The sequence below is a fragment of the Roseateles chitinivorans genome (assembly GCF_002761755.1).
GTDB lineage: Bacteria > Pseudomonadota > Gammaproteobacteria > Burkholderiales > Burkholderiaceae_C > Roseateles > Roseateles chitinivorans.
Genome location: NZ_PEOG01000035.1, coordinates 1 through 13696 on the forward strand (window position 1 = coordinate 1; position 13696 = coordinate 13696).

The 13696-nt window shown below is 70.2% G+C and carries 14 protein-coding genes; 10 read left to right on the forward strand and 4 right to left on the reverse strand.

Features of this window, described 5'->3' with window-relative positions:
- Positions 1–726: metallophosphoesterase family protein (locus CS062_RS13930; protein WP_099862221.1), on the reverse strand; the 726-nt coding region annotated here is incomplete at its 3' end.
- Positions 727–1052: 326 nt separating this feature from the next.
- On the opposite strand from CS062_RS13930, the gene CS062_RS13935 reads away from it, so the two are divergent.
- Positions 1053–1952, forward strand: coding sequence for a substrate-binding periplasmic protein (locus CS062_RS13935; protein WP_099862222.1), 900 nt, complete (start codon positions 1053–1055; stop codon positions 1950–1952).
- Positions 1953–2021: 69 nt separating this feature from the next.
- Here the strand turns inward: CS062_RS13935 and argF are convergent, their stop codons facing one another.
- Together argF and CS062_RS13945 are read right to left on the reverse strand one after the other, a co-directional pair.
- Positions 2022–2984 (reverse strand): ornithine carbamoyltransferase, encoded by a 963-nt coding sequence (gene argF / locus CS062_RS13940; protein WP_099862223.1) that lies wholly within the window; start codon positions 2982–2984, stop codon positions 2022–2024.
- On the reverse strand, positions 2981–4204 hold the full coding sequence (locus CS062_RS13945) for an aspartate aminotransferase family protein (protein ID WP_099862224.1): 1224 nt from the start codon (positions 4202–4204) through the stop codon (positions 2981–2983). Before CS062_RS13945 ends, argF begins: the two co-directional genes overlap by 4 nt.
- 328 nt (positions 4205–4532) lie before the next feature.
- On the opposite strand from CS062_RS13945, the gene CS062_RS13950 reads away from it, so the two are divergent.
- The 3 genes from CS062_RS13950 to CS062_RS13960 all read left to right on the forward strand — a co-directional run bounded on the left by CS062_RS13950 (position 4533) and on the right by CS062_RS13960 (position 6905).
- Positions 4533–4868 carry a DUF3579 domain-containing protein gene (locus tag CS062_RS13950; RefSeq protein WP_099862225.1) on the forward strand — a complete coding sequence of 112 codons (336 nt, stop codon included), beginning with the start codon at positions 4533–4535 and terminating at the stop codon, positions 4866–4868.
- Positions 4869–5046: 178 nt separating this feature from the next.
- Positions 5047–6102 (forward strand): M14 family zinc carboxypeptidase, encoded by a 1056-nt coding sequence (locus tag CS062_RS13955; protein ID WP_099862226.1) that lies wholly within the window; start codon positions 5047–5049, stop codon positions 6100–6102.
- A complete protein-coding gene (locus CS062_RS13960; RefSeq protein WP_099862227.1) occupies positions 6099–6905 on the forward strand; it encodes an alpha/beta fold hydrolase in 807 nt (268 codons plus the stop codon). The genes CS062_RS13955 and CS062_RS13960 overlap by 4 nt, the downstream gene beginning before the upstream one ends.
- 207 nt (positions 6906–7112) lie before the next feature.
- On the opposite strand, the gene rpsT is transcribed toward CS062_RS13960, so the two are convergent.
- On the reverse strand, positions 7113–7409 hold the full coding sequence (gene rpsT / locus CS062_RS13965) for a 30S ribosomal protein S20 (RefSeq protein WP_067066702.1): 297 nt from the start codon (positions 7407–7409) through the stop codon (positions 7113–7115).
- A gap of 155 nt (positions 7410–7564) precedes the next feature.
- Here rpsT and murJ point away from each other — a divergent pair, with 155 nt between their 5' ends.
- The 6 genes from murJ to folK all read left to right on the forward strand — a co-directional run bounded on the left by murJ (position 7565) and on the right by folK (position 13677).
- The gene (gene murJ, locus CS062_RS13970; RefSeq protein ID WP_099862228.1) at positions 7565–9139 is read left to right on the forward strand and encodes a murein biosynthesis integral membrane protein MurJ; all 1575 of its coding nucleotides are present in this window, start codon (positions 7565–7567) and stop codon (positions 9137–9139) included.
- 73 nt (positions 9140–9212) lie between these two features.
- Positions 9213–9989: a SirB1 family protein gene (locus CS062_RS13975; RefSeq protein WP_099862229.1), complete on the forward strand. Its 777-nt coding sequence runs from the start codon at positions 9213–9215 to the stop codon at positions 9987–9989.
- A 152-nt stretch (positions 9990–10141) separates the two neighbouring features.
- Positions 10142–10816, forward strand: coding sequence for an HdaA/DnaA family protein (locus tag CS062_RS13980; RefSeq protein ID WP_099862230.1), 675 nt, complete (start codon positions 10142–10144; stop codon positions 10814–10816).
- A gap of 52 nt (positions 10817–10868) precedes the next feature.
- Positions 10869–11537 (forward strand): histidinol-phosphatase, encoded by a 669-nt coding sequence (locus CS062_RS13985; protein WP_099862231.1) that lies wholly within the window; start codon positions 10869–10871, stop codon positions 11535–11537.
- Positions 11534–13168 (forward strand): polynucleotide adenylyltransferase PcnB, encoded by a 1635-nt coding sequence (gene pcnB, locus CS062_RS13990; protein WP_099862232.1) that lies wholly within the window; start codon positions 11534–11536, stop codon positions 13166–13168. Before CS062_RS13985 ends, pcnB begins: the two co-directional genes overlap by 4 nt.
- Complete coding sequence (gene folK / locus CS062_RS13995) at positions 13165–13677, forward strand: 2-amino-4-hydroxy-6-hydroxymethyldihydropteridine diphosphokinase (protein ID WP_099862233.1); 513 nt, start codon at positions 13165–13167, stop codon at positions 13675–13677. The genes pcnB and folK overlap by 4 nt, the downstream gene beginning before the upstream one ends.
- Positions 13678–13696 lie beyond the last annotated feature (19 nt).

Here is a 13696-nt window from a genome sequence, read left to right on the forward strand (position 1 = left end):
GTCCGCGAGGCCGGCCGGCAGGCCGGGCGCGGCGCGCAGCGCGGCGGCGGCGGCCTCGACATCGTAGGGGACGCGCTGGAAGCTCAGCTCCTCGCTGTCGTGGTCGAACAGCGCGTAGGCCGCTGCCGGGTTGCCGTCGCGCGGCTGGCCGCAGGCGCCGGGGATGACCAGCCATTGCCGGTTGGGCAGCAGCGGGATCGGCACGCCGGGCTGGGGCCGGAAGTCGCCCGCCTTGCCGGTGCCCGACAGGTGGTAGAGCATCGGCTCGTGCATGTGGCCGCAGAAGGTGTAGCGGCACTCGGTCGCATGCAGGCTGCGCATCGCCTCCAGCCGGCCCTGCACATAGGCGAAGCCGGCCGGGTCGAAGGCGTTGGCGTGCACGTAGAGGCAGTCGTCCTCCTCCTCGGCCATCGGCAGGCTGGCGAGGAAGGCCAGCTGGTCCTCGGCGAGCCGCGCGCGGGTCCAGGCGATGGCGGCGCGCGCGTCCTCGTTCATCGTCGGCCGCGGTCCCTGGGTCACACCCAGGTCGTGATTGCCCGCGACGACGACCGCCCCGGCGGCGCGCAGCGCGCGGACCTGGTCCACCACCCAGCCGGGATCGCTGCCGTAGCCGACGTAGTCGCCCAGGAGTGCGAAATGCCCCGCGCCCTGCCGCCGGGCGTGGTCGAGGACGGCCTCGAACGCCTGGCGGTTGGCGTGCAGGTCGGAGATCAGAGCGGTTTTCATGAGCAGGCACAGGATGCCACGGACGGCTGACGCCAAGCTTCGCGAGTCGGCGAGGGCGGGGCGAGGACCGGTCGCGGTCGCCGGGGCAGACGAGCCGGCGTTCGCCGCTTCCGGCGCGAGGGGATCCATTGGAGCGCAAGGCGGCGGCCGGGGCTCCCCCGAACCGGAGGGGCGCTCCCCCTCCGGATGGGCGATGAACAGCGGGAGCCGCGGGTTTCACGCGTTGTGGCGTGCCGGCGCTTTGCTACCCTGGACGGCGACATGGCGCGCTGCGGGCGGCGGACGGATGCGCCGCCAGCGGCAGTGCCGGCACGGGAGAAGACAAGATGACGACGTGGCGATTCGGGCGGCCGGACGGGCCCGCGCGCATGCGCACGGGGGCGGTGGTGATCGATCGATGGACACGCGCGCGCCGGCGCGCCGCGGCCTGGCTGCTGTGCGGGCTGGGCGTGGCCGCGGGTGCGGCGCGGGCCGACTGCACCCGTCCGATCCGGGTGCCGGTGGCGCCGATCGGCCTGAGCGTGGTGACCTCGGGCGGCGAGGTCAGCGGCGTCTTTCCGGAGCTGCTGCGCAAGGTGGCCGCGGAGACCGGCTGCCAGTTCGAATTCACCGTCGTGCCGCGGGCCCGGGTCGAGGCGATGTTCGCCGCCAACGGCGCCGACGTCCTGGTGCCGGCGACACGGACTTCCAAGCGCGACCTGCACGGCGACTTCATTCCAGTGATGAAGGCCCGGGCGCTGCTGATCTCGCTGGCATCGGACCGTGCCCCGGTCGACAGCCTGGCCGAACTGGCCGAGCGCCGCGAATTGCGCGTGGCGGTGGTGCGCGGTTTCGACTACGGCGAGCCCTACCAGGACCTGCTGAGGACGCTCAAGGCGCAACGCCGGCTGGTGGTCGAGGCCGACGCGGCGGCGGTCGTGCGCGCGCTGGAGCGCAGCCTCGCCGACGTCACGGTGATGGCGCCGTCGATCCTGGCGGGGACGCTGCTGCAGGACTCGCGCACCCGCCCGCTGCTGGAGCGGCTGCGGCTGGAGCCGGTGGCCGAGCTCAACTGGACCGACAGCGGGATCTACCTGTCGCGGCATCTGGCCGCGAAGGACCGCGAACTGCTGGTCGACGCGCTGGAGCGCAGCGCGCGGTCGGGCGCGGTCTGGAAGACCGTGCAGAAGCACTATCCGACCGGGTCCTATGAAGAAGGGCTCAAGCCGCTCGCCATCGCGAAGTAGCGCGGCCGCGCCGCAAGGAAAAGGCCCGCGCGAGGCGGGCCTGGTCGTACAGGGGGAGACGGCCGCCGCTCAGCCGATCCGGCCCAGCAGCAGGTACTCCATCAGCGCCTTCTGCACATGCATGCGGTTCTCGGCCTCGTCCCAGACCACCGATTGCGGGCCGTCGATCACCTCGGCGGCGACCTCCTCGCCGCGATGCGCCGGCAGGCAGTGCATGAACAGCGCGTCCGGCTTCGCCACGGCCATCATGTCCGCGTCGACGCACCAGTCCGCGAAGGCGGCGCGGCGCGCCTCGTTCTCGGCCTCGTAGCCCATGCTGGTCCAGACGTCCGTCGTCACCAGGTCCGCGCCGCGGCAGGCCTCCTTCGGGTCCTGGAAGACCTTGTAGCAGCGGGTGTCCTTGATGCCGGCGACTGCCGGATCCACCTCGTAGCCGCTGGGCGTGCTCACATGCACGGTGAAGCCCAGGATCTCCGCCGCCTGCAGCCAGGTGTTGGCCATGTTGTTGCCGTCACCGACCCAGGCCACCACGCGTCCCTTCAGGCAGTCCATGTCGATCGCGCCGCGGCGGTCCATGCCGCGCTGCTCGATGAAGGTGAACAGATCCGCCAGGATCTGGCACGGGTGGTACTCGTTGGTCAGGCCGTTGATCACCGGCACCCGCGAGTGCGCCGCGAAGCGCTCCAGCTTGGTCTGCTCGAAGGTGCGGATCATCACGATGTCGACCATGCGGCTGATCACGCGCGCGCTGTCCTCGATCGGCTCGGCGCGGCCCAGCTGGCTGTCGCCGGTGGTCAGGTGCACCACCGAGCCGCCCATCTGGTACATGCCCGCCTCGAAGCTGACGCGGGTGCGGGTCGACGCCTTCTCGAAGATCATCGCGAGGGTGCGATCCTGCAGCGGCTGGTACTTCTCGTAGTTCTTGAAGCGCCGCTTGATGATCGCGGCGCGGTCGAACAGGTGGGCGTACTCTTCCGCGCGCAGGTCCTTGAACTGCAGGTAGTGACGCATGAGGCGGTTCCCCGGCTTCATGGCGCCGACGCCGGCGCGGCCAGGAAGGCCTTCACCAGCGGCACCAGACGCGCCGCGATCTCCGCGGCCTCGGCACTGGTCAGGATCAGCGGCGGCACCAGGCGGATGACCTTGTCGGCCGTCACGCTCAGCAGCAGGCCCGCCTCCATCGCCTGCGTCAGCAGCACGCCGCAGGGGCGGTCCAGCTCGATGCCCAGCATCAGGCCCTGGCCGCGCACCTCGACCACGCCGGGAAGGCCCGCCAGGCCGTGCTCGATCGCCGCCTTGAGCTCCGCGCCGACGGTCGCGGCATTGGCCAGCAGGCCGTCCGTCTCCATCACCGCCAGCGTCTCGACGCCAGCGCGCATCGCCAGCGGATTGCCGCCGAAGGTGGTGCCGTGGTTGCCCGGCCCGAAGACCTTGGCGGCCTTGTCGCCGCACACCACCGCGCCGATCGGCACGCCCGAGCCCAGGCCCTTGGCCAGCGGCATCACGTCCGGCACGATGCCGGCCCATTGGTGCGCGAACCACTTGCCGGTGCGGCCGATGCCGCACTGCACCTCGTCCAGCATCAGCAGCAGGTCGTGCTCGTCGCAGAGCTTGCGCAGGTCCTTCAGGAAGTCGATGCGCGCCGGGTTGATGCCGCCTTCGCCCTGGATGGTCTCCAGGAAGATCGCGGTCACGTCCGGATGCGCGGCGAGGGCCTGGCGCAGGGCCTCGATGTCGTTCAGCGGCACGCGGACGAAGCCCGGCACCAGCGGGCCGAAGCCCGCCTGGACCTTCGGATTGCCGGTGGCCGACAGTGTCGCGATCGAGCGGCCGTGGAAGGCCTTCTCGAAGACGATCACCTCGGGATTGGCATTGCCGCGGTCATGGCCGTACTTGCGCGCGATCTTGAGCGCCGCCTCGTTGGCCTCCAGGCCGGAGTTGCAGAAGAAGACGTTGGTCAGGCCGGACAGCGCGCAGAGCTTGGCCGCGAGCTGCTCCTGCAGCGGGACGTGGTAGTAGTTGCTGGTGTGGATCAGCTTGCCCACCTGGTCCCGCAGCGCCGCCACCAGCTTCGGATGGTTGTGTCCGAGCGTGTTGACGGCGATCCCGCCCAGGCCGTCCAGGTATCGTCGGCCGGCCGTGTCCCACACCCAGGCGCCTTCGCCGTGCGACAGGGCGATCGGCAGGCGGCCGTAGGTTTGCATCACATGGGGTTCGGTCGGGGCGGCGAACGAGGAGTCCGGGGCGTTCATCAAGTCTCCAGAAAGTAGGAGGGGGTGGGAAATGCGGCTGGTCAGGGCCGCTGCGGAAAAACCTCCAGAGCACCCTGGCAAGTCCTGCGCCGGGCGGCCCGGCGGGGGAGGGCAGGGGGAAGCGGCCGATTCTACGGGTCGACCCTGGCTGGCGAGGAGATTCCTCCTGGACAGCGTCGGCAGGCCGACTGACCAGTGGGCGAGCAGAAATCCATGTGTGCTGCGGCGCAACACATCCAAGGCACAATAGCGGTTTTGCCTGCCGCGGTTGACCCTCGTCAAAGGAGTGCCGCAGCCGCCGCGGGCCGGGACGCAGACCGAGTAGCCAATGACTGAGCAGCCCAAGCCGCGAGAAGTGTTCATCCAGGGGATCACCACGGATGGTCGCACCTTCCGCCCGAGCGACTGGGCCGAACGTCTGGCTGGCGCGATGTCCTGCTTTCGGCCGGGCGGCACCCGCAGCGGCCGCGATGCCTACCTGGGCTACTCCCCCTACTGCGTGCCGCGTGTCGTCAACGGCGTGAAGTGCGTGATCGTCAACGAGGCGCTGAAGTCCGTCGAGCCGATGGCCTGGGACTTCGTCATGAATTTCGCGCGCGACAACAAGCTGCAGGTCGTCGACGCCTGCCTGCTGCCGGACGGGCGCGAGGCGGGCAAGGCCTGAGCACCACCACCGCGACCACCGCGCTCGCGGCGGTCCCCGTCCCCTGACGCTTCACCGCATCGCCCAAGAGCCTTCCCCCGCTGGAGGGGCGCCCCCGGTCCGAACGGGCCATCGCCAGCACGCCTGCGCTCGCCTAGGCTGACGGGTTCCCCGCGACCCTTCGATCGAGCGCCCGCACATGGCCGTCCTCTCCGCCGACGCGGCCCCGCGGGCCGCGGCCGCCCTGCCGGAACTGCAGGAGTTGCTGCGCCTGATCGATCAGGGAGGCTCGATGCTGCATGCCCGCGAGCTGGCCACCGTCGCCGCCCCCGCTGGAGCGATGCCGGTGATCGGCGTGACCCTGGGCAACCCCGATCCCTCCGTGCCCGCGCTCGGGTTCATCGGCGGCGTCCATGGGCTGGAGCGCATCGGCGCGCAGGTGGTGCTGGCCTACCTCGGCAGCCTGGTGCGGCGCCTGCGCTGGGACCTGAGCCTGCATCAGCAGCTCGAGTCGCTCCGGCTGGTGTTCCTTCCCCTCGTCAATCCGGGCGGTATCCGGGCCGGCACGCGCGCGAACCCGCAGGGCGTGGACCTGATGCGCAATGCGCCGCAGGACGCCGACCGTGGCGTGCCCTTCCTGATCGGCGGGCATCGCCTGACCCGCCAGCTGCCGTACTTCCGCGGCCCGGGCGGCGCGCCGATGGAGGTGGAGAGCGAGGCCCTGTGCCGCTTCGTCCGCGAGGAGTTGCTGGGGCGGCCGGTCGCGGTGTCCATCGACTTCCACAGCGGCTTCGGCCTGCGCGACCGCATCTGGTTTCCGTACGCGCGCACGCGGCGACCGATGCGCCACCTCGCCGAGATCCATGCGCTGTGCGAGGTGCTTGATCAATGCCTGTCCCCGCATCCCTATGTGATGGAGCCGCAGAGCCGGCATTACCTGACCCACGGCGACCTGTGGGACCACCTGTACGACGAGGCGCTCTCCCTTGATCGAGGGATCTTCCTGCCAATGACGCTCGAAATGGGGTCATGGCTGTGGGTCAAGAAAAATCCGCGACAGCTACTCTCCCGCCACGGCATGTTCAACCCGCTGATCGAACATCGACAGCAGCGGGTCTTGCGCCGCCACATGGCTTGGATGGACTTCATGACTCGCGCGACGCAGAGCGCGTTCCGGTGGCTGCCGGGGCCGGACACAAGAATCGATCACGGGGAGCAGGCGTTGATCCGCTGGTATCGGAGGACGGTCCGATGAGCGAGCACACCTGGGTGCTGCTGCGCGGCCTGACGCGCGAGAGCGGCCATTGGGGCGACTTTCCGGCGCGCCTGCAGCGTGCCTTGCGGGTGCAGCAGCCGGATGCGCGGCTCGAGCTGCTGGACCTGCCCGGCAACGGCGACAAGCACCGGCAGAGCAGCCCGACGCATGTGGACGCGATGATGGAAGCGTGCCGCGCGGAGCTGCGCCGCCGTGGCGTGCCGCCGCCGTACCAGGTGCTGGCGATGTCGCTGGGTGCGATGGTCGCCAGCGAATGGGCGGCGCGGCATCCGGGCGAGCTCGATGGTGTCGTCCTGATCAACACCAGCCTGCGACCCTTCAGCGCCTTCTTCCGTCGCCTACGTCCGTCGAACTACTGGTCCTTGCTGGTGCTGAGCCTGACGCGGCTGAGCCTGCGCCGGCGCGAGGCCAAGGTGCTGCAGATGACGACCCGGCTGCAGCGGCAGCCCGACCAGGTGATTGATGACTGGGTGTCGATCCAGCGACGGCATCCGGTGCGCCGCCGCAATGCGCTGCGGCAACTGCTCGCGGCGGCGCGTTATCGCGCCAGCATCGCCAAGCCGGAGCCGCCGATGCTGCTGCTCTGCAGCCAGGGTGATTCGCTGGTGGACTGGCGGTGCTCACAAGCCATCAGCCGCGCCTGGGGTGCGCCGCTGCGGCTGCACAAGCATGCGGGCCACGACCTGCCGCTGGACGACGGGGACTGGGTGGCGCGCAACGTCGTGGATTGGCTCCACGTGCGGGAGGTGGTGGGTCAGATCACCACCCCGATGCCGCTCTGATGGTCTCAGGTGGTGTTTCCGTGGTCCGCCGCTCCGGGCGGCTGCGGGTTGGGATGCAGAGCTAGGCGCGGACCGGAGCCATAGCGGCGCTATGGCGAGGATCCGCAACGACGCTATGCGCCCAACCCGCAGCCGCCCGGAGTGGCGGGAATGAAAAAGCCCGCCGGGTGGCGGGCTTTTGCATGCACCAGAGCTGGATCTTGGCTATCAGGCGGCCAGCGCCTTGATCTTGGCGGACAGGCGGCTCTTGTGACGAGCAGCCTTGTTCTTGTGGAAGATGCCCTTGTCGGCGACCGAATCGATCACGGGCTGGGCGGTCTTGAACAGGTCGGCGGCCTTGGCCTTGTCGCCAGTGACGATCGCCTTTTGCACGTTCTTGATGACCGTGCGGAACTTCGAACGCAGCGCCGAGTTGGCGGCGTTCAGCTTGACGTCTTGACGTGCGCGCTTGCGGCCCGAGGCCAGACGCACGGTTTTCTTCTTGGCTTTGGAAGAGCTTGCCATTGTCTTATGGGTCCAGTTGGTGCAAAGACGGCGAGTATAGCAGCCAGGAATGGAAAAACCAAATCCCAGGCATTGCGCGTCAGCGAGACACCCATAATGCGCGGTCGCCTGCCAGGGCCGCTTCGCTCCTTTCCGCTCCGCCGCGCCGCTTCCGCATGAATCTGCTCCGCACCGCCTCCGTCGTCTCGATCTTCACCCTGTTGTCCCGCATCACCGGGCTGGTCCGCGAGCAGATGGTGGCCGGCCTGTTCGGCGCGAATGCAATGACCGACGCCTACAACGTCGCCTTCCGCATTCCCAACATGCTGCGGCGGCTGTTCGCCGAGGGCGCGTTCTCGCAGGCCTTCGTGCCGGCGCTGGCCGCGGCCCGCGCCAGGGACGGCGACGACGCCACCCGGCACCTGATCGACGCGGTCGCCACCGTGCTGCTCTGGGCGCTGCTGGTGACCTGCGTGCTGGGCGTCGTCGGCGCACCGGTGCTCGTCTGGGCGCTCGGCGCGGGGCTGTCCGCGCCGGCCCATGAGGCCGCCGTCGTGATGACGCGTTGGATGTTCCCCTACATCGGCTTCATGTCGCTGGTGGCGCTGTCGGCCGGCATCCTGAACACCTGGAAGCGCTTCGTCGTGCCGGCGGTGACGCCGGTGCTGCTGAACCTGGCCTCGCTGGCCTGCGGCTACGGGCTGGCGCCCGTGCTGGAGCGACAGGGCTACGCGCCCATCTATTCCCTGGCGGTGGGCGTGATGGTCGGTGGACTGCTGCAGCTGGCGCTGCAGGTGCCGGCGCTGAGGAAGATCGGCCTGATGCCGCGTTTCGCGCTGGGACTGTCCGGCCTTCGGCGCGCCGCCGCCGACGAGGGCGTGCGCCAGGTCTTGCGCAAGATGGGACCGGCGCTGCTGGGCGTCGGCGTGGCGCAGCTGTCGTTGCTGATCAACACGCAGATCGCGATCTCGGTGGGTGAGGGCGCCGCGTCGTGGCTGACCTACGCGGACCGCCTGATGGAGTTTCCGATCGCGCTGCTCGGCGTCGCGCTGGGCGTGGTGCTGACGCCGCAGCTGGCGGCCAGCACCGCCAGGGGCGAGACCGAGAAGTATTCGGGCCTGCTCGACTGGGGGCTGCGCCTGACGCTGCTGCTGGCGCTGCCCTGCGCGGTCGCGCTGGTGGTCTTCGCCGAGCCGCTGGTCGCGGTGCTCTACCAGCGCGGCGCCTTCCGCGCCGCCGATGTCACCAGCACTGCCCATGCGGTGATGGGCTACGGACTCGGGCTGATGGGACTGGTGTCGATCAAGGTGCTCGCGCCCGGCTTCTACGCGCGACAGGACATGCGCACGCCGGTGCGCATCGCCGTCGGCGTGCTGGTGCTGACGCAGGTCTTCAATGCGATCTTCGTCTTCGGCTTCCAGATCGGCGTCGCCGGCCTGTCGCTGTCGATCGGCCTGGGCGCGGTGGTCAACGCGCTGCTGCTGCTGCGCGGGCTGCGCCGGCTGGGGACCTACACGCCGGAAGCCGGCTGGGCGCTGTTCCTGCTGCGCGTGCTGCTCGCCAGCGCGGCGATGGGCGCGCTGCAGTGGTGGCTGGCCGGGCACTTCGCCTGGGTCGGCGGCAAGGGCTTCCAATTCGAGCTGGCGCGCGCCGGCTGGATGGCGCTGAGCCTGGGCGCGTCGGCGCTGCTGTACTTCGGCGTGCTGCTGCTGCTGGGGGTGAAGCTGCGCCAGTTCGCGCGCCGGGCTTGAGTGCCGGGTCCCGGCACCGGCTCCTCGGGTCGACGCGGATGCTGCCGGCAGGCCAGGGCGTAGACTCGGGCGCATGAGTTCGCCCCTGCAGTGGACGGTGCCGTCGGCGCTGGACTATTTCTCGACGCTGGTTGCCGACGACGACACGCTGAACCTGGCCGAAGCCGCTGCCGCGATCGCGCTGGACGACGTCCCCCGGCTGGACGTGCAGCAGGTGATGGCGGAGCTGGACCGGCTCGGCGAGCGGCTGCGCCAGCGCCTGCCGGCCGACGCGCCGCCGAGCCATCGGCTGCGGATGCTCAACCAGTACTTCCACGGCGAGCTCGGCTTCGCGGGCAACGTCAACGACTACTACTCGATCGGCAACAGCTACCTGCACCAGGTGCTGGCGACCCGGCGCGGCATCCCGATCACGCTGGCGATCATCTACATGGAGCTCGCCGCCCATGTCGGCCTGCGGGTGAAGGGGGTCAGCTTTCCGGGGCATTTCCTGATGAAGCTGCGGCTGCCGCAGGGCGAGGTGGTGCTGGATCCGTTCAGCGGGCGCTCGCTCGGACGTGGCGAGCTCGACGAGTTCCTCAGCCCCTGGCGCGAGCGCGCCGGGATGATGCCGCAGGAGCCGATGTCGCTGGATGCCTTCCTGGGCACCGCGTCGCCGCGCCAGATCCTGGCGCGGATGCTGCGCAACCTCAAGCAGATCCACATGGACCGCCAGGACCTGCCCCGGCTGCTGGCCGTGCAGCGCAAGCTGGTGGCGCTGCTGCCCGGGGACCGCGTCGAGCAGGTCGAGCTGGAGCAATGCCTGCAGCAGATCCGGGATGGCGAAGGCGGCCCGGCGACCTTCCATTGAGGGTGCCGTTCCTGGGCTGCCCTTTGCCGGCCCCCGCCCTCGGGGTGGTCGGCGGGACGGGCGGGTGGGAGGCGCCGCTTAGAATCCCGCTCCTTGAGGGCCCGGCCCGGCGTCGCCGCCAGGGGCCTCCCTCCATCCAACGCTGAAGTGGTTTGAAGCAGATCCCGCTGTCGCTCGGTCCCGAGCCCGACTACACCTTTGACACGCTCCTCACCGGTGCCAACACCGCAGCCCTCACGCATGTGCTGGGGCTGGGCGCGGGCTCGCCGCCGGTTTTCCTGTGGGGGCCGCCGGGCAGCGGCAAGACGCACCTGCTGCGCGCGCTCGCCCAGCACTGGCAGCACGCCGGCGCCCAGGTCGGCTGGTATGACGCCGACACGCCGCTGCCCTGGGAGCTGCCCACCCATCCGAGCCTGCTGCTGCTCGACGATACGCAGCGCTTCGACGCCGGCCAGCAGCATGCGGCCTTCGCGCTGTTCGTCGAGGCGGCGACGCTGGGGCTGGCGGTCGTTTCGACCGGCACCGCGCCGCCGGTGGACCTCGCCCTGCGAGAGGACCTGCGCACCCGGCTCGGCTGGGGGCCGACCTTCGCGCTGGTGCCGCTGTCCGAGGCCGAGGTGCGCGCGGTGCTGCGCCGCGAGGCGGACCGCCGCGGCATCGCGCTGACCGACGATGTCATCGACTACCTGCTCACCCGCTACGCCCGCGACCTCAAGCACCTGATGACGCTGCTCGACGGGCTGGATGAATTCGCGCTGGCCAGCAAACGCGCCGTCACCGTGCCGCTGCTGCGCCAGATGCTCGCCGACCAGGGCGCGCCCGCCTGAGCCGCGGTGCGTCGCCGGTTGCAACGATTTCAAGGTTTTTCAAGGACATCACGTGGACCTGACCCTGTTCGACCTCGACGGCACCCTGATCCCGCAGGACTCGGATCACGCCTTCGGCGCCTACATGGTGGAGATCGGCTGGGCCGACGGCGCCGCCTGGGCGGCCCGCAACGACGAGTTCTATGCGCAGTACCAGCGCGGCGAGCTGGACCTGGACGAGTACGTCGAGTTCGCCACCTCCGTCTGGCGTGCCCGTCCACTGGCCGAGGCCGAGGCCGCCCGGGCCGAATTCATGAGCCGGATCGTCGCGCCGATGTTGCGCGACAATGCGCGCGCACTGGTGCAGCGCCACCTGGATGCCGGAGATCTCGTGGTCGTGGTGACCGCGACCAATGAATTCGTGACCGCGCCGATCGCCCAGGCCTTCGGCATCGATCACCTGATCGCCGTGCAGCTGGAACGCGACGCGACCGGCGCGTTCACCGGTCGCGTGCGCGGCACCCCGTCCTTCCAGGCGGGCAAGATCGTGCGCGTGAACGAGTGGCTGGCCGCGCAGGGCCGGCGCTGGGAGGATTTCGAGCGCGTGCATTTCTACAGCGACTCGATGAACGACCTGCCGCTGCTGGAGCGGGTCAGCCATCCGGTGGCGACCAATCCCACCGCGGCCCTCGAGACGCTGGCGCGCGAGCGCGGCTGGCCGATATTGAAGCTGTTCGAATGATTAAAAAACTGATCAACAAGCTGTTGGGCAAGCCCGAGGGGACCGCCACGCCGCTGGGCAAGCGGGTGGAAATCGCCGCGGAGGAACACCGCATCGATCCGGCGCTGCTGGACGAGCGCGGCGTCAAGGTCGTCAAGGGGCTGACCGACGCGGGCTTCGAGGCCTACATCGTCGGCGGCGCCGTGCGCGACCTGCTGCTGGGCCGCCGGCCCAAGGACTTCGACGTCGCCACCGACGCCACGCCGGAGCAGGTGAAGAACCAGTTCCGCCGGGCATTCATCATCGGCCGGCGCTTCCGCATCGTCCACGTGGTCTACGGCCGCGGCCGCGAGCACGAGGTGATCGAGGTCTCGACCTTCCGCGCGCTGCTCAAGGAGGACGACGCCGAGCAGGTGCAGGGCAACGAGAAGACGTCCAAGAGCGCACTCGACGGCAAGTCGCATGTCGTCGACGCCTCGGGCCGGGTGCTGCGCGACAACGTCTGGGGGCCGCAGATCGAGGACGCGGCGCGCCGCGACTTCACCGTCAACGCGATGTACTACGACCCGCAGCGCCAGTTGGTGGTCGACTACCACGGCGGCCTGGCCGACGCGCGCAAGAAGGTGCTGCGCATGATCGGCGACCCCGAGACCCGCTACCGCGAGGACCCGGTGCGCATCCTGCGCGCGGTGCGCTTCGCCGCCAAGCTCGGCTTCACGATCGAACCCAAGACCCGCGCGCCGATCGTGGCGATGGGGCCGCTGCTCGCGAACGTACCGCTGTCGCGGATGTTCGACGAGATGATCAAGCTGCTGCAGACCGGCCACGCGCTCGCGAGCATCGAGGAACTGCGCAAGCAGGGCCTGGCGCGCGGCGTGTTCCCGATCCTGGACGCGGTGCTGGACAAGGATGGCGCGCTGCCGGACAACGTGCATGGCAAGTTCGTCCGGCTGGCGCTGGAAGACACGGACAAGCGGGTCGCCGAGGGTCGCTCGGTGGCGCCGAGCTTCATGCTGGCCTGCATGCTGTGGGGCGAGGTGCAGCAGCGCTGGAAGCGCCTGATCGACGCCGGCGAGGGCGCGGTGCCGGCGCTGCAGCAGGCCATCGACCTGGTCTTCGACGCGCGTGTCGGCGACATCTCCGGCCGCGGCAAGCTGGCGGCGGACATGCGCGAGATCTGGATGATGCAGCCGCGCTTCGAGCGCCGCACCGGCAGCGGGCCGCATCGCCTGATCGAGCAGCCGCGCTACCGCGCCGGCTTCGACTTCCTCGCGCTGCGCGCCGAGGCGGGCGAGATCGATCCGGCGCTGGCCGACTGGTGGGAGGACTTCGCGCTCGGCAGCGAGGACGATCGCCGCGCATTGCTCGACCAGGCGCGCGAGACGCAGCGCCAGACCGGTCCGCGCAGCAAGCCCAAGGCGGGTGGCGGGCGCGTGCACTCGGTGCCGCGCGGCTCGGTGGCCGCCGGCAATGTCCCGGCGGTGCCGGTGACCGGTGAATCGGCGGCGGCCTTGCCGATCGATCCCGAGGCGATGGACGGGGAGGGCGGCATGTCCCATCCGGCCAAGAAGCGTCGTCGTCGTCGCAAGCCGAAGTCGGCGGGTGCCGGCGAATCGTCGAGCGCCCCGGCGGCGTCGTCCGCCGACGAATGATCACGGCCTACGTCGGCCTGGGCGCCAACCTCGGCGACCTGCGGCGCACGCTGGAGGCGGCGCTGGCCGACCTCGCCGACGTGAAGGACCTGACCCTGGAGGCCGTCTCCGGCGCCTGGCGCAGCGCGCCGGTCGGCTGCGAGGGGCCCGACTACCTGAATGCCGTCGCGCGCGTGCGCACGGCCCTGCCGCCGTTGACGCTGCTCGGGGCGCTGCAGGCGATCGAGCTGCGTCATGGACGCGAGCGTCCGTTCGTCAACGCGCCGCGCACGCTCGACCTGGACCTGCTGCTCTACGGCGACGAGACCGTCGCGCTCGAGCGTCTGGCCGTGCCCCATCCGAGGCTGCATCAACGCGCCTTCGTCCTCAGGCCCTTGCTGGAACTCGATCCGACGCTGAGCGCGCCAGGACTCGGCGCCCTGAAGAGCCATCTGCCCGGCGTCGACGCCCAGGCGATCGAACGCGAGGACGAGCCGTTGCGCCGGCCCCATGGCCCGTTCGGGCCCTAGGCCGCTACACTTGCGGGTT